Consider the following 26,983-nt stretch of genomic DNA (forward strand, 5'->3'; position numbering starts at 1 on the left):
TTTGTATTATTGGTGTACAAAATAAGGTGAAATTTACTCCAGCACAGCTCCATTAAGATCCATTATATATTCCCTTCCGTTTTTCTTTGCTTTTATTTTTCCATTTCCCATATGATGAATCCAGTCATATTGACACGGAATGATTGGTTTTCCATCCACATCAGTGGCTCCCCAAAGACCATTCATCATCACCATAACCCTGTTTTCAGACATTCCGATGTGATCGATATGGTCATAAATATAATCGGTAAGAAAAGTAATGATCCCATTTTGATATTTTACCAGAGCCTGAAGTTCATTTTTTATAAAAATATAATATTCGTAACGGGGTTTTGTATCAACGATAAAACTTTCGTCAATGCGATCCAGTTCCATAGGAATGATAAATTTCCCGGATTTTACCTCATAAATGCCAATTTTTTGATTTTGAGTGCATTCAAATAGCTGATCATAGCCGAATGTTTCAATATGGTCCATTTCCAGAGGAAGGATTACTTGTTCATCCAGTGTAATGATTCCGTATTTCCCTTTTTTCTGCACAATGGCGTAGTTGTAGGGATGCTGAATGTAAAGTTTTTCATATTCCATTGGAAGCATCAGATCTCCTTTCTCATTGATAACACCCTCATAAGCGTTTTTATCTGTAAACCGGGTGATATAGGCTAATCCGTTACGGAAATTGGTGGCATATTCATATTGAAAAGGAATGATCACTTCATTGTTCAGATTCAGATAACCATAGAAGCCATCAGCGTTTTCTGCTGTCAGCAGCTGGCTTTTTTCCAGATCAGCATCAAGATAATTGTAGATCAGAGGAATCTCCAGGGTCTTTGTATTCTTGTTGTAAAGTCCGTATTTTTCATTTTCCCTGTCATGGGCAATGGCAAATTCTTCATTCAGGTGTCTGAATTTCAGCTTTTTTTTCATGGCGTTATTTTTATCCGGTTTTAATAGAAAACCCTGGAAAATATTAATTTTCCAGAGCTTTAATATAATGAAATACTTTATCACTCCATCCATTGATTTCTGCAGTCCAGTTTCCGGTTTTTATACCGTGGGTATGCGTTGAAATATCAATGATATAAGACGTTTTATAAGGTGAGGTATCCGGTTTTTTATCTGATCCGTAATGAGCATCTATATCCTGGCTGTCGGAGATAACAACTAATCGATCGGCATCTTTTGCATATCCTTTTTCTTTCAGCCATTCACACAGCTGATAGGTGAAGATCCCTCCATGGCCTACTTCTGCATTGATCGACTGATAATGATTAAACAATCCAAGACCTTTACCATTGCTCCAGATCATATGTTTTCCTGTTCTTTGGTAATCGTCTCCTGCAGTAAACACCAGAATCAGGTCTTCAAACAGATAGGAACCTGCAGCTGCCATGGCAAAGGCAAGATCCATCCTTGAAAATTTAGATTGGGAAGAAGTGATCTGTCCCATACTTCCTGATACGTCAATGGCTAAAATAGTCGTCCCTTTGATCCTCTCTCCGGCAAAGCATTTTTCCATCGCCTGGTCAATATCAGCGGTGAATTCTATTGCATTTCTTTGTGCTGCCAGGAAATTCAGAGGTGTAAGCCATGAGCTGTTGACCTGTGAGATCGCAGTTCTGATGGTTTCTCGTGACAATCCTGCTTCCGTCATATTTCGAAGATTTCTCAGAATAGCCAGAGATCCTAAGCTCTTTTCAGAGATCATTCTTTCAAAGGTTTCCTTTTTATCTGCCCTTGTGAAAGCGCAGTTTCCCATGTATTGGCAGGCTGAAGGGTATCTTCTACAAGGGCCTTCAGTGCATGTTCATTTTTAGCGGTTGGTTTCGGGTGTACCAGATTCACAACGTCTATCAATGAAAGCGTCATATTGCTTTTTCTATATTTGGAAATCTGGTATTCATCATACTGATCGAAAGCTTTGGCCAGACCTTTTTTAATTGGTTTAGACATTTTATAGGAGCCGTTTCTCACTTTCAGCATTTGTAGAAGATCAATGGTCATGTCCGGTCTGTTGGCAACTTTTGCAACGGCATCCTTTACGGAAACTCCATGAATTTCATTCGCAAGAATAAGCAGCCACAATGGAGTATGTCTCAGTTTTTGTTCGAAACGGCATTCCATAGCCAGCTCAATGATCTTTTCACCATCTACTTTATGACAAAGATCTTCAATCTGCGTCATGATTGTATCTGCAGACTGGTAATAATCGGATTCAAAAAGAAGATTGGCCAGTGTCACTCTTCTCAGTAATTCATAATCTGAATATTTTCCGGCTGTATCTGTCAATGTTCCGGCGATGATACCGGAGTCGAACCCAGTTTTTTTTGTGTTAAATTTTGACATACCATTAGTTTTTTAACATTAATAAAAAAGAAGTGGTTAAAACCGATTAAGGTGTAGTTTTGCATGTAAGGTACGAAGTAACCTTAATCTCACACCACTTCATCTGAAAGACTGGCCGGACTCGAACCGGCGACCTACGGCGTGGAATGCGAAGTAACTTTATCATCACACCTGCCATAGCAGATTAAAACCTAATAAAGTGTTTTTACGTTACTCTAACCATCTGAGCTACAGTATCTCTTAATTGATAATGCAAAGTAAGCGGGTTGGTGCGCAGTGTTTTTGCGTAGAAATATTTTATTTTAAAAATTATTTTTTAATACAGCTTTTCACAATCACTTCCAAAGCCTTTTCCGCATCACAGGCATACAATCCGGAGCACCATGCAGGGTTAGCTTCAATCAATGCCCAGCCTTTTCCTTTGATGATCCCGAAGTCCAGAACAATGGCATCCGGCAGGGTAGAGGCGTATTTCTGGATGAATACATCAAAAAAAGAAAACATTTCCTGCCGTTCTGTTTCAGACAACGGGTTCATATCAAAAGCATTGTTTCGCCAGTAAGAAGAATAGGTCTTAATTTCATGATGAAGAACGAAACATCTTACTTCAAGTTCCCATTCTACAACTTCCGAGGTGAAGACGGTGATTTCCTGATCCAGCGTATCAAAACCTTTGATATCTGTTGTTTTTTGGAAAACTCCGGCTTTAAAACTTTTAAAGTCAGAACATTTGATGAATATATTTTCATGATTGATAAAGTCTTTAAGCTGGCCATAAGAAATTCTACGCTTTGTAAAATCTTCAGCAATATGCACTAGCCAGTCATCTGCAGGTTTAAGCAAGGTTAAATGGCATTGCTCAGCAACAATTTCTGCATAAATATCCTCACCATAAACGGCAATTACATCCTCACGGAATTCTTCGGGAACATTCCATTTGGCATTGAAACGGTTCAGCTCATAGGAAGAACTGAGAGACGCTTTTTTCAGATTGTTACTGTCTTCCGTATACATGGGTGACAGGGCGATTATATTTTTCATGGTTAGTTTTTAATTTTCAATATATATTTTTAGTGTTCAGAATTTCCCTAAATACTTTTTCCATTTTGTCTTTATCTGCCTTACTTCCGGGAAGAGCTTTTGACCTTTCTTCATTTTCGGCTATCATTTTTTCCAGAAATTCAAACAGCTCCCAATCGTTCGGATGGTAATAAGATTCTCCTTTGGTTGCTTTTAATGCAATTAGGCTTTCTATTTTCCGTCTTGTTTCATCATCTGTTAAAATAAGCAGATCGCTGAACAACACAGGAGGAACAGTTCCTTTTTCTATGATCCACTTTCCGGTCAGTGCAGTACGAAGGCAATAAAAATAACTTTTTAATTTTACTTCATCAGCTCTGCACGTTTCCAGATACTTTTTGTTCATGCTTAAATAATGATAAGAAACAGCTATCGGAGAAAAACAGGCATCTGCCAAAGGTCTGAACAACTCTACAAATTGGGTATTTTCTTTGTATATAATAGGAGAATAAAACCAACTGAGCAAAGCAGCATTCGATTTCAGCAATAGATGAAAGGTTTTTCTGAGGTCCCATCCGGAGCCGTCCAGATCGTCTTCTGTCATAAATTCTATCGTTTCATCCTTATCCCATGGTGAAAGATACCAGTCTTTTTCATGGCGGTATATGAAACGGATATCATAATCACTGTCCGGCGAGGCAAATCCCCATGCTCTGCTTCCTGATTCTACAGCAAGAAGGACTTCTACACCCTTTGTTTCTTCAACTTCTTTTATTTTTTCTAGTATTTTTGGTGTCATTGTTTTCAATTTATAATGCAAAATAATACCATAGATACGCAATGTTCTTTCGTAGATGTTTTTTTGTGAAAGGTAGAGAGTGAGAGAGCTTATAGTAATGATTTGCAGAAAATAGCTTCTTATCTCTTCGCCTTTTATCTCTTATGTCAATTTTCCATCATAAATACACAAACTCATTCTCCGGAATACCCTCTATTTCACTAATATTGCACTTTCACTATTTAACATAACTTATTACATCCATGGTATCAAACGAACTACAGCATAAAATTGATTTTAAAACAAAACCGATGGGCGCATTAGGTCATCTGGAACATCTCGCCCATAAAATAGGAATGGTTCAGAATACAACATCTCCACAGCTATCCCATCCACATATGGTGGTTTTTGCAGCTGATCACGGGATTGCAACAGCGGGAGTGAGTGCCTATCCGCAGGAAGTTACTTATCAGATGGTGATGAATTTTCTGGGGGGTGGTGCAGCCATCAATGTTTTCTGCAGACAGCATGGTATTGATATTAAAATTGTAGACGCCGGAGTGAACTTTGATTTTCCCGAAGGATTGAATCTGATTGATAAAAAAATAAGAAAATCAAGCCGGAATATTTTAGAGGAACCGGCTATGACATCTGAAGAGTATCAGGAGGCAATGGCAAACGGTCGCTCAGTGGTTGCCGACATTGCAGAAACAGGATGTAATATCATTGGCTTCGGAGAAATGGGAATCGGGAATACATCGGCTTCTTCACTGATGATGAGCAAATTGTTCGATATTCCGGTTGTAAGCTGCATCGGAAGAGGTACCGGCTTAAATGACGATCAGCTGCAGAATAAGATCCGTATTTTATCTTCAGCAATTGAAAAATATCCGGAAGTGACAACTGTGGATGAGATTGCACAAACGTTTGGCGGACTGGAAATCGTTCAGATGATGGGAGCAATGGACGAAGCTTTCCGCCAGAATATGCTGATCATGGTAGACGGATTCATTGCTACGGTTGCGGTTGCCGCTGTCTGGAAAAAAAGTCCTGAAATACTTGATCACTGTATTTTCTGTCATGTAAGTGATGAAAGTGCTCATCTCCGCTTACTCGAATTATTGGGGCAGAAAGCGCTCTTGAATCTCAACCTGCGTCTTGGAGAAGGTACAGGCTGCGCATTGGCTTATCCGCTTATTCAGAGTGCTGTCGGTTTTCTGAATGAAATGTCAAGTTTTGAAGATGCTCAGATTTCAAATAAGGAATAGATGAAAGCCATAAAAAACGAACTGATCTATTTTGCAACGGCACTGATGTTTTTCACAAGAATTCCGGTTCCGTTTACTGTGCCTTATTCCAGTGATATTATGAACCGTTCCCAGAAGTATTTTGCATGGGTCGGATTATTGGTCGGGCTGATTAATGCTGTTGTTTTATATCTTGCTACTCAGCTTTTTAATCCCGAAATAGGAATTGTTCTCATGATGATCACCAGTGTTCTGCTTACAGGAGCATTTCATGAAGATGGTTTTACAGATATGTGTGACAGCTTCGGAGGAGGATACGGAAAAGAAAAAATTCTTACAATTATGAAAGACAGCAGGGTAGGAGCTTATGGGACCATCGGGATCATTCTGCTGTTTGCCTTGAAATTCTTCAGTATTCAGGCTTTGGAAAAGATTGACAGCTGGAAGATACTGGCAGTTGTCATTTTAGCTCATACCGTAAGCCGGTTTATTTCCGGAACCATGATCTATACTCATCAGTATGTGACAGATATTGATGCCAGCAAATCTAAACCTTTGGCGAATAAACCATTGGATGGAATGGCATTACTGGTAGGATTTATAAGCGTTTCAATTGCTTTTGCGCTGATCCCGGACTGGCGGCTGATCTTTGCTTTTGCCCTGGCTTATTTAGGGAAGATGTATATGGGCTGGTATTTTAAAAAGCATATCGGTGGCTATACCGGAGATTGTCTGGGCGCTGTACAGCAGGTGTGTGAAGTTTTATTTTATCTGGGAACAATCATTGTATGGAAATTCATCTGATCCGTCATACTGCGGTAGAAAATCCGGAGAACCTTTGCTATGGATTTGCGGAAATACCTTTAAGAAAAACTTATAAGGAAGATTTTGACCAATTAAGTATAGACCATGATTTTGACCTGGTTATTTCAAGTCCATCAAAGCGTTGTCGTCTTTTGGCTGATCATTTTAAATTCGATTACAGAACAGATGAAAGGCTGCGGGAAATGAATTTCGGAAACTGGGAAATGAAGAAGTGGACGGATATTCCGGAAGATGAGATCAACCCCTGGTACCAGGATTTTATCAATGTAAAAGCAACAAAAGGTGAAAATCTGCTCGAAATGCAAACCCGGGTTCTCAGCTTCTGGAATGAACTGATTCTCAAAAAAGAAATCAATAAGGTTTTACTCGTTACCCATGCCGGAGTGATTCGGTTGATTATACAAACCGTTTTACAATTTCCACTGGAAAATATGTTCCGCATTCAGATTGATTATGGTAAAAAGGTAGTTATTGATGTAAATGAAGGAATTCTTTCCGTTAAAAAGATGAATATTTAGAACCACAAAAGTCACAAAAGTTTTTAAACATTGAAGTTATTTTAAATAACGACTAAACGCTTCATAAAGTATACCTAAGTTTTTTGAAAATCTTTGATCTGAAATTGATAATGATTTAGATTCCTCTGGAATGACAAACTGTATGGGTAAACCTGTCATTTCAATTGTGTCATTCCGTAGGGATCCAGACAATATCTATTTTTCAAAAAACTTATTGGAGAAATTGAAACCTATAACAATTAGTTGAGCTGAAGACGTAAAATTCCCCTCCTCTGGAGGGGTGTCAAAAATTCCTTGAATTTTTGACGGGGTGGTTTTCGTATCCTGATTATCCAACTATCTCCCACAAAAAACGCCACCCGATACCATCAGATGACGCAAGAAAAAATTATTTAAAAATCTTGATAAAACTATCTTTTTCCAGACTTTCCAGGGAGAAGTCATAATCAGCTTCAGCTTTTTCTGTAGTAATTTCTGCTCCAAGCTCTTGGATAAGATCATTGAAGGACATCGCTTCATACCATTGCTGGTACAATGCGGTTGTGGCCATCACAGATACTTCCGAATTTCCTGAAATATGGGAATGTCCCGCTCCGAAATTCAGGAGTACAAAACATTGCTTTCTGTCTTTTGGCAACAGCATTCCCAGAATCGTTTGGGTCTGAACAGAGTTACATTTGGCTTCAGCAAAAAGGTTATTGGGATTCATCATATAATCGTAGGAAATATTATCCCCTTTTCCGATCACTATTTTATATCCGCAATTCGCATCTCCGCTGAAAACGTTATTCATGACAAGGGTAGGCGTACTCAATCCTTTGTTGGCATAAAGATATTCAACGGCACCTTTAGGCGCAGATGTCATATCTCCGGAGTACATCAATTCTCCGTTACCTTGATTATAAGCAGCATTCCAACCTGTTTTTCCGGCAATATTCAATCCTGAAAGATCAAGATCACGGGCACCCCATTGGTCTTCCCAATAGATCCCAACGGCCATTCTGTCGCCATAGAAACGGGTTCCGGTAGGAATATTTCCAACAAACATTTTTTCAGAAGCCGGCAGTGCAAATTCTATATTTTCAGGGAAATAGAATTTCTTTCCCGAAAAGTTTCCATATTTCAGTTTCAGAAAATCCAGAATAAACTCATAGTTGGCCTGATTCACGTAAGTTTCCTTACCTTTTTTCACCCATGATTTTCCATTTCTGATTCTGTAAACAAAAGTATCCTGACCGTACATTCTTGAGTAACATGCTGACAGAGCTTTAAACAACGCAAATGGTGTTGCATTTTCCAGCCAGTGCCAGTCACTGCTTTCCAGTAAGATATGGGTGGCATCATTCAGCGGGTTAGAAACCAAAGGCTTATGATGTACTTTAGACAGCTTTGAAATTTTATTGACCACTTTCGGTGCCCTGTTTTTATAAGCAAGAAACAGAGGTTTAAACCTGTTGAAAATTTCTGCCAGTTTTTCCAAGCCAAAGCTTTGGAATAGATAGGTAGGGTTAAATTTACTTTGCTTTATTAAACCAATCAATTCATCGTTTTTAATTAAAAGCGTTGTCTGAGTCGTTTTATAAATGACATAACGGAAAAACTCAACAGGATTTTCAGGGTAGATATCATACAGGTCGGCGATTTTTATGATTGCCTCTTTATTTCTGATATTTTCCTTTCCTGTGAAATCATATTCCAGTTCCGTGTGCAGAATATAAAGCAGATCATCAACGGTTTCTTCCTTCAGAGCAATTCCGGACTTTAGAAGAGAAAGGCATTTTTCCTGCATTTCTTCTACAGTATAAGCTTTGATTACTTTAAAAATCAGTTTCGTATCAGGAATATTCAATATTTCCTGAGGAATATAAATTTCACTCTGAAAATCACTCCCGTAGGTTGAAATATAATGGGTGATCTGTTCAAAAAACAGTTCCGTTCTTGAGGTATTCTTTATTTTCGCCCAGGATTTATGAAAGGTTTTATTCAGGTCATTACCATTCAGTTTTTCCTTTGCATAATAAGAGATAATGTCTTTTTTTGCCCATAGCGCATCGGGCTCTATCACAAAACCCTCGTTGGAAACAAAAGTTTTTTCATCAGATTTTATAGCCACAACAGCATTGAATAATTTTAGTGTTTTCATGATTTTAAATTAAATAAGTGAGGAGTATATTCATTAAAAGTGAAGGATATAGGAACTCCTTTTACCTATAATTTTTATAAAAGGCGGGGAGTAAAACCTTTAATGATAAAATAGGAACTCCCTTTGCCTTATAGTGGGTAAAAAGGCGGAAAGTAAATCCAAAATATAGGAACTTTCTTTGCCTTAAAATTTTTGAAAGATGAGAATGTCTGATACGTGAATATAAGCATTTTCATCGTAATGAGGAGCAGACAGGACTCGAACCTGTGACCTACAAACCTGGTGATTGATAGGAACTTTATATGCCAATAGCGAAAAGTAATCTTGTTGCTCTACCATCTGAGCTACTGCCCCTGCAAACCTTACAGGTTTTCAAAACCTGTTAGGTTTAGCTATCTATTATCAATTACGCCTTTCTGAATTTCTTCTTTTTCTTCCATGGTGCATTTTTCTGAACATCACCAGCCATGATACATCCGTATGGCATCACTTCATCCAGGACTTCACAAAGCTCATATTCTTCAATTTGTGCCCTTACGTTTTTAGCACTTTTATAAGCACTTGGCAACTCGGAAATATCAACTTCATTGGAGTAGAAACGGATATCCAGTCCTGAAGTTTCTTCATTGAAGATTTCCTCAGTGGTTTTATGAGCCATAGATTTTTTATGCTGACTTCTGCTGAAATTTCTTCCGGCTCCGTGTGGTGCAAAACCTAAATTTCTTTCATTGGTTTTTCCCTGTACAATCAGTACCGGTTCTGCCATATTCAACGGGATCAGTCTTGGTCCTGTGATATCCGGCATGAATTTATCATCCAGCGGAGTAGCTCCTTTAGCATGATAAAACAGATCTCCATCTTTGAAAACGAAGTTATGTTCATTCCAATATCTGTTTTCTTTTTCCATTTCCAGCTTATTCAGCACGGCATCATGAATGGAAATATGGTTTTCTTTAGTCCATTGTCTGATTAGTTGCAGAGCTTCCCAATAAGATTTTCCTTCTTCCGTATCATAAGGGATCCATGCATTTTCCTTTAACGTTTCAGGTGAAATTTCCTGTCTGAAACGGTTGGCTACTTTCATTCCTTTATCATAGAGGGCAGCTCCCGGAGCTCTTGAACCGTGGTGTGTTACCATCATCGTATTTCCTGTTTTTTTAGAAATCCCTACAAACAGGAAATGGTTTCCGTCTCCCTGGGTTCCCATATGCGAACGGGCGATGCTGATCAGTTTCTCATCATTTAAGAAATCATTTTCTCTGAAGGCATCCATCAGTTCCTGGGACATGGGCATTTGTTCCCCTCTTGGTCTTCCTCCGTATCCGAAATGTGTTACAGAATGAGCTGCATCCAGAACATTTTTAGGATTGGCTTTTCCGAAATCGGTCAACATTACAGAACAGCAGATATCCGCACTATGAAATCCCGGATGAATGGCATTTTTGGCAACCACCACACCACCTACCGGAATATAACCTTCAGGACCTGTAGGACAGGCATCAGGCATTAATGCTCCCTGGGTTAGCGTTGGGGTTTTCATCAGCACTTTCATCGTTCTGATTACTTTTTCTACATTATCGTTTTCACTTTCGTGTTCAGCTCTGATGTTGATGACAAAATCTTTAGCCGTATCATGAAGCGGAATAAGGTCAGGTTGTTTAAATTGTACCAGATATTCTGCAATCTGCTTTTCATCCAGATTATTTTCATTGATATAAGTAATGGCATCTTTAAACCATTTTGAAGGTCTATACCCTAATTCGATTAAATGATTTCCGTTAAATTCCATCTTTTTTCGTTTTGATGATGCAAAGTAAGTATATAATTACGCAATAGTTTTGCGTAGAAATATTTTTTTTAATTATTTTTACATAAAATTAAAAAAGGAAGTAAAGATTATTATACTTGTATCTTGATATCCTGTCTATAAAAAAATTAAAAACCTATATCATGGTATTATTAGAACAACTTAAGCATTTCCCGGAAACCATTCAATTTAATGATGTAATTGCCCATATTGATCAAAACTACGATTTTACACCTACCGCTTTTAAAAATGGTGATACAACCAATCAGGCAGGGCAGAATAACGGTTCATGCAAGGTTTTCAGCTTTGCTAAACTTCAGAATCTTGCTCCGGAAGAAACCCTTTTACTTTTCGGGGAATTCTACAGAGATGATGTTTTGAAAAATCCTGATGGAAATGATCATCAGAATATCAGGAACTTTATGCAGTTCGGTTGGGAAGGCGTTATTTTTGAGGAGGATGCTCTGAAGGAGAAATAATTACCATTAAAAAAATGGCAGATCAGCTGTTAATTATTGTATTGACGGTAGATTTTGCAATTTATCCTAACTAAAATTATCATTATCATGTCATCCAATAAAAATGCCCTGATCCGCTATAAAACACTGGATAAATGCCTTAAAAACAAATACAGGAAATATACGCTGGAAGATCTCATCGATGAGTGTTCTGAAGCATTATTTGAATTTGAAGGTAAAGAATCTTATGTGAGTAAACGGACGGTACAGCTTGATCTTCAGAATATGCGGAGTGAAAAATTCGGGTATGAAGCTCCTATTGAAGTATATGAAAGAAAATATTACCGCTACAGTGATCCTGAATACAGCATTCATAATATTTCTGTGAATGAAAGCGACCTGAAGGCTATGAATAATGCAGTACAGATTTTAAAGCAGTTCAAGGATTTCTCTATGTTTAAGGAAATGAACGGGGTGATTCAGAAACTGGAAGATTCCATCCATGCAACCAGTCAGAAATCTATTATTCATCTCGATAAAAATGAGCAGCTGAAAGGTCTTGAGCATATTGATATCCTGTATGAAAGCATTGCCGGTAAAAAAGTACTGAACATTCTCTATAAAAGCTTTACAGCAAGAGAATCCAATATCTTTACCGTACACCCACAGCTACTGAAGGAATTCAACAACCGATGGTTCCTGATCTGTCTTTATAAACAGAAAATGTACAATCTGGCGTTGGACAGAATGGAAAATATTGAAGTGAATGAAAGTCATCAGTATATTGACAAAGATCTGGATGGTGACGAATATTTCAAAGATATTGTCGGAGTTACCGTTTCAGAGGGAATTGTACCTAAAAATGTTATTTTTTGGGTCGATTCAGGAAATGCTCCTTATGTCAAAACCAAGCCGTTGCATAAAAGCCAGGAGATTATCAGTGAAGATCCGAATGGAACGGTATTTAAAATATGTGTTCAGATCAATTTTGAGTTGGAAAGGCTGTTGCTGGGATTCGGAGATTCTCTGATTGTTCATAAACCCCGGAAGCTAAGATTAAAGATGGAGGAGAAGTTTAATGCCGGAAGCAAAAATTATCAGGATCTGATGGTGTCTGATGATGCATAACTGTTGCATATTTATATAAAGTAATGGCCAGGGAATCAGTTGTCAATTTTATCTTGGCTTGGAAATTGCATTAATATCATTACAATATCACATTATGAAATCAAGAATATTTAAAGCATTAATTGCAATCATAGCTCCCATAGCAATAGAATATATTGTTAAAAAAATATCTGAGAAACTTGATAAGAAAGAAGATCAGAAAGAGAAAGAACCTAAGCAGATTACTGCTTAAACGTAAAGTAGTTAAAATTTAAAATTATTGAAAAGAGACTGTCTTATGATGTATAGTCTCTTTTTTATTGTGGTATGTTGAAACCACCCCGTCAAAAATTCTTTGAATTTTTGCCACCCCTCCGGAGGAGGGGAATTCTTACGTCTTCAATTCAAAAAATGTTATGGGTTTAAATTTCCAATGTTTTATGTATTATAAAGCAAAGTCTCAAACAATAGTAATCTAATAATAATCAATTTTAAAAATCGTAGATTTTCAAAACTTAAGTGCCCTTTTATATATAAAGCTTGTCACTTAAAATAACTTAAGTGTTCAAAACTTTTGTGTCTTTTGTGGTTACTAAAATTCAATTCATTTATATAAAATCATAAATCCCGTTTTTCCAGCCCAAAACTTTAGAAGAGTCAGCCTTAAGCCAGTTTTTAAGGATCGTAGCATATACTTTTCTGAAATCTTCCGTATAAATAAGGTCTCCTTCGTTGAGGTTCTGAAGGTCAGGAAGACTGTTCAGAAGACCTTTCTTTTTCAGGTTTCCACTGATGAAAAACATCTGATTGGCTGTTCCGTGATCTGTTCCGTTGCTGGCATTCTGGGCAACACGGCGTCCGAATTCAGAAAATGTCATCAGCAGGATATTATTGAAGAGGCCGTTGCTTTTCATATCGGCAACAAAAGATTTTACGGCATCGTTGATATCAGTGAACAGTTTTTTCTGTCTGTCATTTTGATTCACATGGGTATCAAAACTCCCGATTGAAAGGTAGTAAACCTGTGTATTGATATCGGATTTGATCAGAGATGCTACTGTTTTGAAGTCTTTTCCCAGTTGGGAATTCGGATAAATCTGTTCCGTTTTTCTGGCTTTGCTTTTTTCAAAAATATAATCCGCATTATTAATGGTAGAACCTAAGGTCTGATAAAGATAAGATACAGTTTCATCATCGTGATGATGATCATACAAAGACTTGAAATACTTTTCCTGGCTGGTTTGGTAAAGCCTTTTAGGATCTTTAAAAGCAAAGGCTTTATTATTTTCACCTTTTAAAGCAAGGCTCAGCATATCATCCACTTCCAGGGCCTGGGTTGGGTGCTCACAACGGTAGCATTCTTCATCCAGAAACCGCCCGAGCCAGCCCGTTTCCAGGAATTCATCACTTCTGCTGGCGGAATGCCAGATATCCATGCTCCGGAAGTGGGATTTATCAGGATTGGGGTAGCCAACGTTATTCATTACAGAAAGTTCACCATTGTCAAACAATTCTTTGAAATAGGAAAGAGAAGGATTGATTCCTGCATCATCAGTCAAGGCCATTGAATCCTGGATCGCAAGAGTTTTCCTTTCTCTGAAATAAATATCATTTTTTGCGGGGATAATCGTGTTCAAACCATCATTTCCACCGGTAAACTGAAGGACTACCAGTATATTCTGACTGGAGGGAAGTGCTTCGTCCAGGGTCATTGCTTTTAAGAAATTAGGCATCAGCAGAGAAGCTGTAGCCAGCGAACTTATTTTTAGGAATTCTCTTCTTTTGATGAGCATAGCTTTTTGTTTAGGTTACGGTTTATACTGCTATCTGAAATCTGTTGCCTATATCTACATTAATTGATATTCAGGTGTTGACATCAGGTTGATGACGTTCATTTTGGTCGTATTATCAGAAAAACTTTTTACAGCCTGCATATTCAGGATTTTTGTATTGATAATCAGGTAGTCTTCACAGTTTTTACGGGTGAATGTCTGATCTACACGGTTCCAGTCTATAGTGATATTAGGGTTTTTAAAACTTTTGTTTAAAGCCGTTTCTTTAGATTTCATCCCCATATCAAGATCATCGTCCTGCCGTGGGCTATATTCCAACGGACGAAGCCCGGACCAGATTTGCGGAACCTGAAGTCTTAACATCAGGGTAGAACTGTCGATCCATGATTTTCCACTAGGCCATCCTGCTATATTAGGAGGGTAGAGGAGCATTTGTCCTAATAATTTCTGATAGACAATAAGATTCTCCGGGTTTTGGATATGCATGGGAAGTATCCTCATGATTCCCGCCATCAACTCAACAGGAGACTTTATTCTGTTTCCGATGTTCTTTTGATCATAGAACCAGGAACTTGAAAAAATCTCTGTCATTAGTTTTTTTATATCATAGCCTGAAGTATAGAAATTCGTGCTTAGTTTGGCAATGATATCATCATCAGCTTTTTCATTCACGAAGAACTTATAAATCTTTGTCGTAATAAATCTGGCTGTGGCTTTTTGTTCCAAAATAATATTCAGGACATCTGATCCGTCAAAGTTGCCTGTTTTTCCAAGGAAAGTCTTGGAGCCCTCATCATGAAGGTTTTTTCTTTCTTTAAAATTACCTTCTTTGTCATAGCTCCATCCGGTAAATGCTCTGGCTCCTTCCCGGATATCTTTTTCCGTATAATTTCCTCTACCCATGGTAAAGAGTTCCATGACTTCTCGGGCAAAATTTTCATTGGGATGATCTTTTTTATTTTGCTGATTATTCAGAAAGTTAAGCATGGCAGGCGACTGGCTTACCTCAAAAAGCAGATCTTTGAAATTTCCCAATGCATTTTTGCGGATTATATTGAGAATTTGCTTATTGAATTTCGGGTTGATCACTCTTGAGGCAAAATGACCATGCCAGAAAAAAGCCATTTTTTCCCTCATTTGTTCTTTGCTGTTCACCATTGCATTCAGAAAATTCAGGTTCAGTTCATTGTTCTGGAGCCTGTTGAGGCGCTGCATTTCCTTTTTCTTTTCTGCCGGTGCGGTACTGTTCATATAATCTGCGTTAGGATCAGCGTCCGGAGTATCATAAGTGATTTCGCTGAAGTTGTCCTCTTTAAATAATTCATGAGTCAGCGTTTTTGTGTTTTTATTTTTCAGATCATCAACCTGATTGATCCCAATACCGAAACCTGCACGCCAGAGAAGATGTTTGTTTTGTAATAATGAATCAGCCATGGTGGAAACATTTATTTTTTTGATATATTTCAAAGAAAAAGGTTAAAATAATAACGGGTTAAGGTTTGTTAATATTATTATATTGCCCGGAAGAAGAAAGAAAGATGCTGAAAATTATTGAGACAGAACATAAATTTTAACCTTTATCTTCTTGTTTCCTTTCTGATATTTTTCTCTTAATTCACTTTCAGAGTCACTTTTTTGATAATTTTTGTTAAACAAACATTTAAATTTTGTTAAAATTAATACATTGATATTCATTTGATTATGTTTTGTATGTGTGTTAAAATCAAGAAAAAAGCCTTCCTTGGCATGATTTTTACATCCTCTTGTTTAGTAAAATTTAAAAATTAGAGTTATGAAAATGTTTAAACAAGCAATATTGCTTGCTGGGATTTTAACAGCAGGTGTAGTAAGTGCCCAAAGTGCTCAGATGAACAATATGATCAAAGTAGGTGCAAATGTTGGTTTAGCAGTTCCTTCAGATAATCTTTCCGCTGCAGTAGGAGTGGATGTAGCTTACCAGAACCTGATTACACCAGGATTTGGTTTAGGTATCGCATCAGGATATACTCATTATTTCGGTAAAGAAAACAATGGATATAAAAATAATGATGTAGGAGTAGTGCCTGTGGCAGCTTTAATCAGAATTTATCCAAAACAAACCGGTTTCTATTTCGGAACAGATTTAGGATATGGTTTTCTTGTTGGAGATAAAACAGTAGCATCCAACACCAATGTTGAAAGAGCAAACGGAGGTTTTTACCTTAAACCGGAGATCGGATACCACAACAGAGACTGGAACTTCTTCGTACAATACCAGAAGGTTTTTGTAGGAACAAAAGGAGATTTACCTGGTCAGGACTATAATGTGGGGAATATCGGAGTTGGATTCGGTTATAATATTCCATTAGGAAAGTAGTTAGATTTAATATATAAACAATTATTAACCAAAACCTTTTCACGAAAGTGGAAAGGTTTTTTTGTTCTGTGCAGGATTTACGAAAACAATTATTATATTTGGTAAAATTTGAGGTTATGATTCTGAATCCAAAATTTCCACTTTATTTACCAGGAGTAGAGAACAGTAATAATGATAATATTTCTATCATTGGAGCAAGTCTTCGTGAAGATATAACCATCTTAGGCTATTTTGTTTCCGGTAACGGAGGTCTTGAGATGAAAGCCCAGAATGTTTATCAAACAAAAGAATATGCTTCTTTTTCAGATATTCTGAAGAAGTTTATTCAGGATAATCAACTGGAAAATGTAAAACGTCTGGGAATGGCAGTTCCGGGGCCTGTACTGAACGGGAAAAGCAACCCCGTAAGACTCGGCTGGAACCTGGATGTTGAAGAATATGCAAGAGATTACGGGTTTGAAAAAGTAGAAATGCTCAATGACCTGGAAGCATCTGCGTACGGAATGGCCCTTCTTGAAGACGATGATCTTGAAGCCATCTATACAAGCGGGCATCTTGAAAAAGGGAATGTTGCCGTTCTGGCACCGGGAAATGGTTTAGGGGAAGCAGGTTACTTCTTTGACGGAAAATACCTGAGACCTTTTGCTACGGAAGGCGGACATTCTGAATTTTCACCGAGAACCAATGTAGAAGTTGAATTTTACCAGTTCTTAAATAATATTTACGGAATTGTGAGCTGGGAAAATGTACTTTCTAAGACAGGTTTATTTAATATCTACAGATTCTTAAGAGACGTAAAAAGACATCCTGAGCCGGAATGGCTGGGAGAGCGTCTTGCACAGGGAAATTTTGTAGAAGAACTATATAAAGCTGCGGTAGAAGAGAATGTGTTGATCTGCAGAATTGCTTTGGATACTTTCCTTGAATTCCTTGCCCGTGAAGCGAATAACTTAACACTGAAAGTGAAAGCTACCGGAGGACTACTGATTGCAGGAGATATCCCTCAGATCATGAGAGAATATATAGACAAAGACAAATTCTATGAAAAATTCAAGATCAGTGATAAAATGGAAGAGATGTTGAGAAACATTCCGATCTATCTGGTCAAGCAAAATCACACTGCGTTAAAAGGTATGGCACTTTACACTGCCTATTATCAGATATAAAATACAAACTCCGGATTGCCTCCGGAGTTTTTTTATGGGATGATATTATTCATAAAAATAATTGATTTTCTTGATATACATCAACGGCATCTATCGAATAAGTTGGCTACCTTTGTGATCAACTTAATTAAAATAATTCAATCAATGAAAAAAATATTTTTCTTGGCAGTTTTAGCCGGTGGTCTGGCTTTCGGACAATCTAAAAAAGTAGTAGCATCTGATGTACACTGGTGGGGATATAAAGTAGCAAAATCTGAGGCAAGCTCTCATGATGGTACTGTAAAAGTAAAATCAGGAGATATGGTGATGAAAGGAAACCAGCTTGTAGGAGGAAGCTTTGTATTAGATATGACTTCTATCAACGCTACTGACCTTACAGGTGAATATCAGCAAAAGCTTAACGGGCACCTTAAGAACGGTGACTTCTTTGAAGTTGAAAAATTCCCTACTGCAAGCTTCAAAATTACTTCTGTAAAGAAAAACAACGATAAGATCTATAACTCTTTAGTAACAGGAAACCTTACCGTAAAAGGAAAAACCAATACCGTTTCTTTCCCTGCTAAAATTTCTTACAGCAAAGGAGTAGTAAGTTTAGTATCCAACAAATTCTCTTTCGACAGACAGAAATTTGATGTAGCTTACAAGTCTTCTATGCAGGATGTTTTTGTGAAAGATGATATTGATATGCTTGTAAAGGTTACTGCTCAATAAATTAATCAAAAAAAGATTGTTAAAAGTGTAGAAGTTCTACACTTTTTTTTATTTTTGTTGAATTGTAAATAAAAAAGAATGAAAAGATTACTATTGTTTGCTATGGTGTGCGCAAGCATATCATTTGTTTCTGCCCAAAAGAAATTTGATAAAGTTTCAAAAGTGACTTCATCAGAGATCAGATGGTGGGGATATAAGGTTGTAAAAACTGAAGCTTCCTCCCATTCAGGAACCGTAAAGCTGAAGAGCGGAAAATTCAACTTTGACCATACAGTTCTGGTAGACGGAGAATTTGTGATAGATATGAGAAGTATAATGGCAGGTGATGTTTCTGATGAAGATCAAATCAAGCTTACCAATGACCTGAAGAGTACCAACTTTTTTGAAGTGAAGAAATTCCCGGTGGCCAAATTCCATTTAACTAAAATTATCCCTTTAGCAAACAGTGAGTACAACTCTACAGTATATGGAGATCTTACCCTTAAAGGAGTGAGAAAAACGATCTCTTTCCCTGCGAATGTTTATGTTACCCAGTTTACAACATCCATTGAGTCTGCTAAGTTCTCTTTGAACAGGAGAGACTTTAAGGTTTTCTATCAGTCTTCACTGAAAGATTACTTCATTAAGAATGAAATGGATATCCAGTTCAAGGTTTCTACAGAAATGCTGGACAATGAGAACAGAGTTCCTAAGAAGAAAAAATAAAATTAAATATTATATTGATATAAAAGAACAGTGCTTAGGGACTGTTCTTTTTTTGTAAAAGGAGTGGAAAGATGATGAGCACTCCGTCAAAAATTCAAAAAATTTTTACCACCTCCAGGGGAGGGGAATGTTACGCCTTCAGATAGGATGTTTGTAATTTTATGATATAGGCTGTTTCTTTATACTTTTTAGCTCTGAACAGCTAGTCTGTCTGTATTTTTTATAAATTAGTGGTATGAAAATTTATATTGTAAGCGGTCTGGGAGCAGATTTCAAAGTATTGGAAAGAATAGAGTTTCCCAAGCACTGTGAATTGATTTTTATAGACTGGCTTATTCCTGAGAAAAATGAGCCTTTTGATGTATATGTGAAAAGAATGGCTGAAAAAGTAGATGATTCGGAGCCGTTTTGTCTGTTAGGGTATTCTTTTGGCGGAATTATGGTACAGGAGATCAACAGGCTGAAGCCGGCTGAGAAGGTAGTCATCCTGGGCAGCATAAAATCCGATAAGGAAAAATCCAGATTCATCAAAACAGGAGAGGTTACCAAAATCCCGAGAATACTTCCGGTAGGCTTATTCAACGATAAAGCGGCTAATGTATATGGAGTGGTCAGAAAACTTTTTGATCCTAAAAATCCTAAGATCCTGCAGTATTTCAAAGTGAGAGATCCTTATTACCTTAAGTGGTCTGTAGAAAAGGTCTCTGAGTGGAAATTTGAAGAAGATCCTAAAGTGATCCAGATTTTGGGTGATAAAGATATTGTTTTCCCGGTCCGTTATTCCAAGCCGGATTATGTGATCAAAGGTGGAACTCATCTTTTTCCGGCAACTAAATCCAAGGAAGTTTCAAAAATATTAAAAGAAGTATTTTGCGAAGAATGATATAATATTATTCTCTGAATGGTATTTTTGTAGGGGTTATGTGTTGGAAAATGTATTTTCTGTAAAATTTATGCTTAAATTTGATAGGGTTAAATATAAATTTTATGAAAATAGGATTAAAATGGATCGTTTCGTTCTCTATCATCACCATTGTAGCAATCGGAGGTTTATTCTGGAGCCCGGCTGCAAATATTCCTGATGAGGGAGCGTTTTTAAGTGAAGATAACATTGTAGGTGCCGATGTAGCATGGATTCTTGCAGCAGCAGGACTTGTTCTTCTTATGACACCGGGACTTTCCTTCTTTTATGGAGGGATGGTCGGAAGGAAAAATGTAATTTCTACCATGCTGCAGAGTTTTATTGCTCTGGGAGTTATCTCTATGGTTTGGGTAGTGTTGGGTTTTTCTCTGTCTTTCGGTGAATCTATAGGAATTACAATTGACGGAACCCATTACGGTATCATTGGGAGTCCATTAAGTTATCCTTTTTTCAGCGGGGTAGGAAATCTGCCTCATAGAATGATGGCTCCTACTATTCCTTTTATCCTTTTTGCCCTGTTTCAGATGAAATTTGCGGTTATCACTCCGGCTATTATTACCGGATCTTTTGCGGAGAGGGTTCGTTTTGTTTCCTATTTATTATTCATTGTTCTTTTCAGTATTTTTATTTATACACCTCTTTGTCATATGGTATGGCATCCTGAAGGTCTTCTGAACAAATATTTTGGTGTAAAAGACTTCGCTGGAGGAACTGTAGTACATATGAGTGCCGGTTTTGCTGCACTTGCAGGAGCTATGGTAGTAGGAAACAGAAAAAATCCGCATCATGAGCCTTCCAATATTCCGTATGTACTTCTGGGAACGGGAATGCTGTGGTTCGGGTGGTTTGGCTTTAATGCAGGATCTGCACTGAGTGCTTCAGCATCTGCTGCTACCGCTTTTGGAACAACCACTATTGCTTCTGCTTCGGCCATGATGACTTGGATCTTTTTTGACAGAATCAATGGGAGAAGTATTTCGGCCTTGGGGGCGTGTATAGGAGCGGTAGTAGGACTGGTGGCCATTACTCCCGGATGTGGTTTTGTGAGTATTCAGGAGAGTCTTTTTATAGGATTTATTACTGCTATAGTTTCCAATCTGATGGTAAACTGGAAAGTTTTAAAGAGAGTAGATGATACGCTGGATGTTTTTGCCTGCCATGGAGTAGGCGGAATTATGGGAATGATTCTTACTGCTGTTTTTGCTCATGGTGAAAAAGCAAGTCTGCTGCATGGAGGAATTGAGGTTTTTCTTCATCATATGGCAGCATTGGTTTTGGTTTCTGTTTTTACCTTCTTCGGTTCGCTTCTTCTGTATAAGATTACGAATTCCATCATTACCCTCAGAGTTTCTGAAGAGTCTGAAAATAAAGGTCTTGATCTGTCTCAGCACGAAGAAACTTTCATTTGATAAAAGATGGAATTTCTTTTCAGCATTTTTTGAAAAGACTGATGGGTGTTCTATAAGAGCTTTGTTTTCTCAACAGTCTGAATATTAAAAATGGAAGGTTTTTGTTTGGAAAAACTGGTGATATCTGTTGCCCACTATTGGTCAATGGCTAAAAAAAGAATTTTATTCAATTAAAAAGAAGAGCAAAATAATCAATCTGACTGACATTCATATAATCGGCTCATTTGCAAAAAATACTTATTTTATAGACAGTCAAAACTAAATAAATCTAAGATTTTGCTATGCATATATTAGGATTTATCATGTATCTTTGTTTTTGAGGAAAATGACGAATCATTTATGGAATCAATATCGGTTTTTGAGATTATTAAAGTAGGAATAGGCCCGTCCAGTTCGCATACGATGGGACCTTGGAATGCAGCAGCTGCATTTATCAGGATTATAAAAAGAGAGAGGTCAATTGAAGAGGTGAAGGAGGTTTTCCTTGAATTTTTCGGTTCTTTGGCAAAAACGGGGATCGGACATGGTACGGATATCGCCGGAATGCTTGGATTGAATGGCGAAGATTTTAAGACCATTGATACTACAAAAATTGATGAGAAAATAGAGAAAATAAAAAAGGACCATATCATCAACCTTGGTGGGGAAAAAGAGATCCCTTTCATTTATGGCTATCATTTGGTTTTGAATATGCAGAAATCCCTTGATTTTCATCCAAACGGAATGATTTTCAGAGCCGTATTTGAAGACGGAACAGAACTTGTTCAGGATTTTTATTCCGTAGGAGGTGGGTTTATTGCGAGTCAGGAAAAAAATTCTATCCAGAAGCAATGTGTACGTACTTTGTATCCATGCCATAAATCTTCAGATATTGTAAAGTACTGTCAGAAATTAGGGTTTAACAGAATTTCAGATCTGATCCTGATCAATGAAGAAAGCTGGAGATCTCAGGAAGAAACCAGAGAGGAGGCCTTATATATCTGGAAGCAGATCAAAGAATGCGTTTATAAAGGGGTCAATAAAGAAGGAGTTCTTCCGGGAGGTCTTAATGTTACAAGAAGGGCAGCCGGAATCAACAGAAAGTTATTAGGCGATAAAATTTATAAAAATAAAGACGAATGGTTTCAGCAGGTTGTTGATGCTGAAGAAAACTTTACCAATATCAACAAATGGATTGCCTGCTTTGCATTGGCTGTGAATGAAGAGAATGCAAGTTTCGGAAGAATCATTACTGCTCCTACTAATGGTGCAAGCGGAGTAATTCCTGCCGTTTTGATGTACGCTCAGGCATTTACTCCATTTACCAGTGAAGATGATATCGTAAGATTTTTGCTTGTTGCGGGTGAAATTGGAACGTTATTCAAAAAGAATGCAACGATTTCGGCAGCGATGGGGGGATGTCAGGCAGAGATCGGTGTATCTTCTGCAATGGCGGCAGCCGGTCTTACGGAAATTTTAGGAGGAAGCGTAGGGCAGGTGCTGATGGCTGCAGAGATTGCAATGGAACATCACCTGGGACTAACCTGCGATCCTATTAAAGGCCTTGTACAGATCCCATGTATTGAAAGAAATACAATGGGTGCGATGAAAGCTATTACCGCTGCAAATATCGCTTTGGAAAGTGATCCTACAAAAGCAAAAGTAACCCTGGATGAGGTGATTCAGACAATGTGGGAAACTGCACAGTCTATGAGCGACCGTTTTAAAGAAACTTCTGAGGGCGGATTGGCAATTGCGGTGAACGTTCCGGAATGTTAGTGGTAACAAATGTTTTGAAAATATAAAATCCTTAGGTTTTCCTAAGGATTTTTTTTATGTTGGATAGTTAACCACCCCGTCAAAAATTCAAAGAATTTTTGCCACCCCTCCGGAGGAGGGGAATGTTGCGTCTTCAGTTGTGATATTTGTTGACGTTGTAAATTCCCGGGATGTTAATAGTGTCTTTGTGCTTACTTATTTTTTATTGAATAAGTAGGTTTTTCCGCCCTGAGTAAGCTTTAATTGGTTGCTTTTCGGGATGAATTCAAGCTTCAGGTCTGCCTTATCAAATGTAAACTGATCTTTTTCTGCAGGCGTCAGAATAAATTCAGCCTGATTTGTTCCCTGGGCGTATAATGTTTCATCTTTTACAAATACTTTTAATCCAAGACCAATGTCTTTTGAAGTGTAATCACCTATATATTTTTCCAGCTCATGTGCCGGAACTTTAGCCTCACCGAATACCGGATATTTATATTCTCTGTCGTAGATCAGATTCAAAAGAGCAACATAGAAACTGTTGTGATTGAATTTTTCTCCATTGATGGTAACTGCGTAGGATAGCTGATCTGTCGGTTCAAAACCCAGCGTAGAATGACTTCCGGCAGTATCACCTCCATGGCCGTACAGAGTGATATTGTAAAAAGGCATTTTCATAATTCCGGAACCGAAGAACTTTTCATTTTTATTGGAAATCATCATATCGAGTGTTTCCTTCTGTACAAATTTCCCGCTGAAGAGAGCATTGATAAAGATATTCAGATCTTCAGGAGTTGAAGTAATATCACCAAGTCCGATACAGTTTTCAAAATTAAAATCTTTGGTTTCACTCCAAATATTATTTTTAAATTCATAGGATTTGAATACATTTTTCTGATGATCAAGTGCAGAAAAAGTGTTTGGCATTGGAGCTTTTGCCAAAATGTTTTCTTTTAGGATCTGATGGTAAGGCTGCTTGTATATTTTTTCCAGAATTCTGCTCAACAGGAAATATGCCGAATTTGAATATCTCATTTTTTCTCCCGGTTTTGTGCTTACTTTTTGTTTTTTAATGACTGAAATGATTGCCTCATCACCCACAGGTTTATCAAAAAGCCAGTTATTCTCTTTATTTCCTACATAATCTCCCAATCCGCTGGTATGGTTCAGCATATGCTGAATGGTTATTTTCTTAGCATTGGGAATGTCTGGATAAAATTTTGAAAGCGGATCGGTAAGATTGAGTTTCCCTTTTTCTACAAGCTGTAAAAGCATTACCGCTGTAATCAGTTTACTGATAGAACCTATCTGGTAACCTGTATTTTTATCGTAGCTGACTTTGGGTAAAAGTTGCTGGCCAAAATCTTTATGATACACTTCTGATCCGTTTCTGAACAGGGAAATGCTTCCGATGGCCTGATTGTTCCGAACCATATAATTTAAAAAATCATCGATTCTCTGCGTATTAATCGCTTTATCTTTAAGATAAGGAATAGCTTGGCTTTCGGGTTGGGCATTCCTGTAAAGGTTGAGTGCCATTGTCTTCCCGTTTTGTAGAAAATCACCTTCAAAATGGTCTGTTTTATACATGCCTTTATATCCGGCTCTTAGGTTTTCTATATCAAAAGTCAGCTCGTTATTGTCAAATTTGATTTTATCTACAGGGAATTCTCTGGAGCTTTGACTGGGGCTTACTAAGGCTGCAGTGTAGCCTTTTGCTTTTTTTGATATTGTTAAGATAACAGGTAGTTTCATGGACTGAGTGTCCAGTTCGCCGTTCCAGGTTCCTTCAATTTGGGCGTGACAAAGATGTGCCAGGAAAACCAGCACTAAAAATAATTTATTTTTCATGGTATTTAAATGAATTCAGACATAAGTATCTGGCAGATGAGCGTGGAAACTAATGAGACCACTGCAAAAAGTACAATATGCTGCCATTTTTTGATGTTGGTTGCTGTTTTAAAACCGTTGTAAAAGATAACAATGCTATACGTCAGCAGAATGATGCTGAATAAGGCCATTCCCATCATAATGGAAGTATCCAGCAACGGAATGGAATTGGTAGGATGTGCAGAATAAGTGATCATCCTTTGTTTAGCTTCATGTATAAAGGAAATTTTTTCTGTACACTGCAAAACAACCAATACCAGCTGTGAAATCAGAACGGTATTGATAATATCGATCATTCTGGTTTTATTATTTATAATTTTCCCCAATATATAAAGGATGATGATCGCAAAAGTAAAGCTGGCAAGGGTAGAAAGGGCTACAGTCTGAAGAGAAACCTGATCTATATTATTGACCTTGTAAATGCTGCTAAAAGTTGTTCCGGTCCAGTATCCTGCGGCAATAGCAATAATTACGGTAAGAATTCCGGCAAGAAGAAGAAGTTTCTCATCAAATCTTTCAAATGGATTAAAAATGGTTTTCCAGTTCATGGTAATGAGTTTTACAGGTTGGTTTTTAGCTGTTCGATTTTGGTGATAAGATCATCCATTTTATTTCTCATAGTGGGGTAAGAAAGACCGGCCTGCTTGGCCATTTCTTTAATGCTTCCGCTGGAAAGGAAAAAATTCAGAACAAAATCCTGGTCCTCACGATTCAGTTTAAGGAGTACAGGCAGTTCATAATCACCACTTACTTCTGTTTTACAGCTCGGGCATTTCATCTGGCTTACATTAAGTGTATGATCACAACTTGGGCAGACAATAGGTAGCTTCATGAATAATTTTTTTACGAAAGTAATACTTTTTTTAATAAAGTTAAAATATTTTTTAATTTTATTAAAATTTAATTCAATGAAAAGAAATCTGAATGGAGAAATTGGGATGGGAAATGCTGAAAGGAAAATGTGCTAACCACGCCGTCAAAAATTCTTTGAATTTTCGCCACCCCTATGGAGGAGAGAATGTTGCCTCGCCAGTTGGGATATTTGTGAATGGACTGAAAATAAAAACCGGAAGAAAAAAACGATTGTGCTTTCAATTTCTTTCTTCCGGTTCAGTTGATTGGGAGTATTTTATCTTAAAATTCCTCTGATTCTGTTGGCATTGGTGATCAGCTCTTCGAGGTATTCGTAGTTTTCTTTTTCCAGAGCAGACTTGAATTTTCTGAGCTGGGAGATATGCTCATTCAAAACATCCAGTACATTTTCTTTATTCTGTTTAAAGATCGGTACCCACATTTCGGGGTGGGATTTGGCAAGACGTACGGTACTTGAGAAACCCGAACTGGCAAGCTGGAAGATCGTTTCTTCCTCACGTTCCTTTTCCAGTACGGTATTGGCCAGGGCGTAAGAAGTAATATGGGAGATATGAGAAATATAAGCGGTGTGGATGTCATGATCCTGTGCATTCATATAAATCATATGCATATCCAGGGCTTCAACGATTTTTTCAACGGTCTGTAAGGCATCTTCAGCAGATTCTTCTTTATTGCAGATCACTCCGGCTTTTCCTGAGAAACTTTCGGTAACAGCAGACTGCGGACCACTGTTTTCCGTACCCCACATCGGGTGAAAGGCTACAAACCTTGATCTTTTCGGGTGATCTTTTACAGCATTCACAATTCCTGCTTTGGTAGAGCCTGCATCCATAATGGTCTGGTGATCTGAGATAAGGTCCAGCACTCCCGGAAGTATTTTTCTCGCTGCATCTACGGGAATGGCAATGATGACTACATCCGCATTTTTCACGCCCTGTTCAAGGTCTGCTCCTGCATCAATAATTTTCAGTTCCAGGGCTTTACTGATATGCTGCTGATCGTTATCAATTCCATAGATGAAGTGTGCGATTCCTTTCTCTTTTAATTTCAAAGCCATCGAACCTCCGATCAATCCTGTTCCTATAATACTTATTTTCATCTTTAAATCTTTTTGTAAATAAAAAAACCTCGTCAAGGACGAGGTTTTAAGTTATGTTCATAAGAATCCCTAT

At 37.7% G+C, this 26,983-nt stretch carries 26 protein-coding genes and 2 tRNA genes; 13 read left to right on the top strand and 15 right to left on the bottom strand.

Translation table 11 applies throughout. From position 1 onward, the window contains the following. Window positions 1-33: 33 nt before the first annotated feature. The 6 genes from ACTJJF_RS15275 to ACTJJF_RS15300 form a co-directional block, all read right to left on the bottom strand. Complete coding sequence (locus ACTJJF_RS15275; RefSeq protein ID WP_440700187.1) at window positions 34-927, bottom strand: WG repeat-containing protein; 894 nt, start codon at window positions 925-927, stop codon at window positions 34-36. A gap of 43 nt (window positions 928-970) precedes the next feature. Next, a complete protein-coding gene (locus ACTJJF_RS15280; RefSeq protein WP_440700188.1) occupies window positions 971-1,759 on the bottom strand; it encodes a TROVE domain-containing protein in 789 nt (262 codons plus the stop codon). Then, a complete protein-coding gene (locus ACTJJF_RS15285) occupies window positions 1,705-2,346 on the bottom strand; it encodes a hypothetical protein (protein WP_440700189.1) in 642 nt (213 codons plus the stop codon). The genes ACTJJF_RS15280 and ACTJJF_RS15285 overlap by 55 nt, the downstream gene beginning before the upstream one ends. A gap of 106 nt (window positions 2,347-2,452) precedes the next feature. Continuing rightward, window positions 2,453-2,584, bottom strand: a tRNA-OTHER gene (locus ACTJJF_RS15290). Between the two features lie 71 nt (window positions 2,585-2,655). After that, window positions 2,656-3,387 (bottom strand): ATP-grasp domain-containing protein, encoded by a 732-nt coding sequence (locus ACTJJF_RS15295; protein WP_440700190.1) that lies wholly within the window; start codon window positions 3,385-3,387, stop codon window positions 2,656-2,658. 16 nt (window positions 3,388-3,403) lie between these two features. Then, window positions 3,404-4,165 (bottom strand): nucleotidyltransferase domain-containing protein, encoded by a 762-nt coding sequence (locus tag ACTJJF_RS15300; RefSeq protein WP_440700191.1) that lies wholly within the window; start codon window positions 4,163-4,165, stop codon window positions 3,404-3,406. 242 nt (window positions 4,166-4,407) lie between these two features. On the opposite strand from ACTJJF_RS15300, the gene cobT reads away from it, so the two are divergent. From cobT to cobC, 3 genes are read left to right on the top strand one after another with little or no spacing between them, the layout of a single operon-like run. Further along, window positions 4,408-5,412 carry a nicotinate-nucleotide--dimethylbenzimidazole phosphoribosyltransferase gene (gene cobT, locus ACTJJF_RS15305; protein ID WP_440700192.1) on the top strand — a complete coding sequence of 335 codons (1,005 nt, stop codon included), beginning with the start codon at window positions 4,408-4,410 and terminating at the stop codon, window positions 5,410-5,412. After that, the gene (locus ACTJJF_RS15310) at window positions 5,413-6,195 is read left to right on the top strand and encodes an adenosylcobinamide-GDP ribazoletransferase (RefSeq protein ID WP_440700193.1); all 783 of its coding nucleotides are present in this window, start codon (window positions 5,413-5,415) and stop codon (window positions 6,193-6,195) included. Continuing rightward, the gene (cobC, locus tag ACTJJF_RS15315; protein ID WP_440700194.1) at window positions 6,180-6,734 is read left to right on the top strand and encodes an alpha-ribazole phosphatase; all 555 of its coding nucleotides are present in this window, start codon (window positions 6,180-6,182) and stop codon (window positions 6,732-6,734) included. Before ACTJJF_RS15310 ends, cobC begins: the two co-directional genes overlap by 16 nt. 388 nt (window positions 6,735-7,122) lie before the next feature. Here cobC and ACTJJF_RS15320 read toward each other — a convergent pair whose 3' ends face one another. From ACTJJF_RS15320 to ACTJJF_RS15330, 3 genes are all read right to left on the bottom strand, one after another. Further along, the gene (locus ACTJJF_RS15320; protein WP_440700195.1) at window positions 7,123-8,877 is read right to left on the bottom strand and encodes a hypothetical protein; all 1,755 of its coding nucleotides are present in this window, start codon (window positions 8,875-8,877) and stop codon (window positions 7,123-7,125) included. Between the two features lie 243 nt (window positions 8,878-9,120). Beyond that, window positions 9,121-9,231, bottom strand: a tRNA-OTHER gene (locus tag ACTJJF_RS15325). 52 nt (window positions 9,232-9,283) lie between these two features. Continuing rightward, window positions 9,284-10,666: an RtcB family protein gene (locus ACTJJF_RS15330; RefSeq protein WP_440700196.1), complete on the bottom strand. Its 1,383-nt coding sequence runs from the start codon at window positions 10,664-10,666 to the stop codon at window positions 9,284-9,286. Between the two features lie 161 nt (window positions 10,667-10,827). Here ACTJJF_RS15330 and ACTJJF_RS15335 point away from each other — a divergent pair, with 161 nt between their 5' ends. The 3 genes from ACTJJF_RS15335 to ACTJJF_RS15345 all read left to right on the top strand — a co-directional run bounded on the left by ACTJJF_RS15335 (window position 10,828) and on the right by ACTJJF_RS15345 (window position 12,502). After that, entirely contained in the window at window positions 10,828-11,163 is a 336-nt protein-coding gene (locus tag ACTJJF_RS15335; RefSeq protein ID WP_312297732.1) for a HopJ type III effector protein, read from the top strand. Window positions 11,164-11,250: 87 nt separating this feature from the next. After that, window positions 11,251-12,270 (top strand): helix-turn-helix transcriptional regulator, encoded by a 1,020-nt coding sequence (locus tag ACTJJF_RS15340; protein ID WP_440700197.1) that lies wholly within the window; start codon window positions 11,251-11,253, stop codon window positions 12,268-12,270. Between the two features lie 94 nt (window positions 12,271-12,364). Continuing rightward, window positions 12,365-12,502, top strand: a complete 138-nt coding sequence (locus ACTJJF_RS15345; RefSeq protein WP_002980888.1) for a hypothetical protein — start codon at window positions 12,365-12,367, stop codon at window positions 12,500-12,502. A gap of 355 nt (window positions 12,503-12,857) precedes the next feature. On the opposite strand, the gene ACTJJF_RS15350 is transcribed toward ACTJJF_RS15345, so the two are convergent. Both ACTJJF_RS15350 and ACTJJF_RS15355 read right to left on the bottom strand, forming a co-directional pair. Next, entirely contained in the window at window positions 12,858-14,042 is a 1,185-nt protein-coding gene (locus ACTJJF_RS15350; RefSeq protein ID WP_440700198.1) for a DUF1501 domain-containing protein, read from the bottom strand. A gap of 54 nt (window positions 14,043-14,096) precedes the next feature. Next, window positions 14,097-15,476 carry a DUF1800 domain-containing protein gene (locus tag ACTJJF_RS15355; protein ID WP_440700199.1) on the bottom strand — a complete coding sequence of 460 codons (1,380 nt, stop codon included), beginning with the start codon at window positions 15,474-15,476 and terminating at the stop codon, window positions 14,097-14,099. Window positions 15,477-15,834: 358 nt separating this feature from the next. Here ACTJJF_RS15355 and ACTJJF_RS15360 point away from each other — a divergent pair, with 358 nt between their 5' ends. The 7 genes from ACTJJF_RS15360 (at window position 15,835) to ACTJJF_RS15390 (ending at window position 23,069) form a co-directional block, all read left to right on the top strand. Then, complete coding sequence (locus ACTJJF_RS15360) at window positions 15,835-16,398, top strand: hypothetical protein (protein ID WP_312297724.1); 564 nt, start codon at window positions 15,835-15,837, stop codon at window positions 16,396-16,398. 116 nt (window positions 16,399-16,514) lie between these two features. Further along, entirely contained in the window at window positions 16,515-17,564 is a 1,050-nt protein-coding gene (locus ACTJJF_RS15365) for a glucokinase (protein WP_440700200.1), read from the top strand. Window positions 17,565-17,708: 144 nt separating this feature from the next. Continuing rightward, window positions 17,709-18,275 (top strand): YceI family protein, encoded by a 567-nt coding sequence (locus tag ACTJJF_RS15370; RefSeq protein ID WP_312297722.1) that lies wholly within the window; start codon window positions 17,709-17,711, stop codon window positions 18,273-18,275. Window positions 18,276-18,353: 78 nt separating this feature from the next. Continuing rightward, the gene (locus ACTJJF_RS15375) at window positions 18,354-18,980 is read left to right on the top strand and encodes a YceI family protein (RefSeq protein ID WP_312297721.1); all 627 of its coding nucleotides are present in this window, start codon (window positions 18,354-18,356) and stop codon (window positions 18,978-18,980) included. A gap of 235 nt (window positions 18,981-19,215) precedes the next feature. Then, window positions 19,216-19,863 carry an alpha/beta hydrolase gene (locus tag ACTJJF_RS15380; protein WP_312297720.1) on the top strand — a complete coding sequence of 216 codons (648 nt, stop codon included), beginning with the start codon at window positions 19,216-19,218 and terminating at the stop codon, window positions 19,861-19,863. A 104-nt stretch (window positions 19,864-19,967) separates the two neighbouring features. Beyond that, entirely contained in the window at window positions 19,968-21,311 is a 1,344-nt protein-coding gene (locus tag ACTJJF_RS15385; protein ID WP_312297719.1) for an ammonium transporter, read from the top strand. Window positions 21,312-21,650: 339 nt separating this feature from the next. Beyond that, window positions 21,651-23,069: an L-serine ammonia-lyase gene (locus tag ACTJJF_RS15390; protein WP_440700201.1), complete on the top strand. Its 1,419-nt coding sequence runs from the start codon at window positions 21,651-21,653 to the stop codon at window positions 23,067-23,069. Window positions 23,070-23,264: 195 nt separating this feature from the next. Here the strand turns inward: ACTJJF_RS15390 and ACTJJF_RS15395 are convergent, their stop codons facing one another. The 4 genes from ACTJJF_RS15395 to ACTJJF_RS15410 all read right to left on the bottom strand — a co-directional run bounded on the left by ACTJJF_RS15395 (window position 23,265) and on the right by ACTJJF_RS15410 (window position 26,910). Then, window positions 23,265-24,899, bottom strand: a complete 1,635-nt coding sequence (locus ACTJJF_RS15395; protein WP_440700202.1) for a serine hydrolase domain-containing protein — start codon at window positions 24,897-24,899, stop codon at window positions 23,265-23,267. A gap of 5 nt (window positions 24,900-24,904) precedes the next feature. After that, on the bottom strand, window positions 24,905-25,486 hold the full coding sequence (locus ACTJJF_RS15400; protein WP_440700203.1) for a YIP1 family protein: 582 nt from the start codon (window positions 25,484-25,486) through the stop codon (window positions 24,905-24,907). 11 nt (window positions 25,487-25,497) lie between these two features. Next, a complete protein-coding gene (locus ACTJJF_RS15405) occupies window positions 25,498-25,770 on the bottom strand; it encodes a DUF2089 family protein (protein WP_312297715.1) in 273 nt (90 codons plus the stop codon). Window positions 25,771-26,067: 297 nt separating this feature from the next. Beyond that, window positions 26,068-26,910 carry a prephenate dehydrogenase gene (locus tag ACTJJF_RS15410; protein ID WP_440700204.1) on the bottom strand — a complete coding sequence of 281 codons (843 nt, stop codon included), beginning with the start codon at window positions 26,908-26,910 and terminating at the stop codon, window positions 26,068-26,070. Window positions 26,911-26,983 lie beyond the last annotated feature (73 nt).

The sequence above is a fragment of the Chryseobacterium sp. 22458 genome (genome assembly GCF_052044975.1).
GTDB lineage: Bacteria > Bacteroidota > Bacteroidia > Flavobacteriales > Weeksellaceae > Chryseobacterium.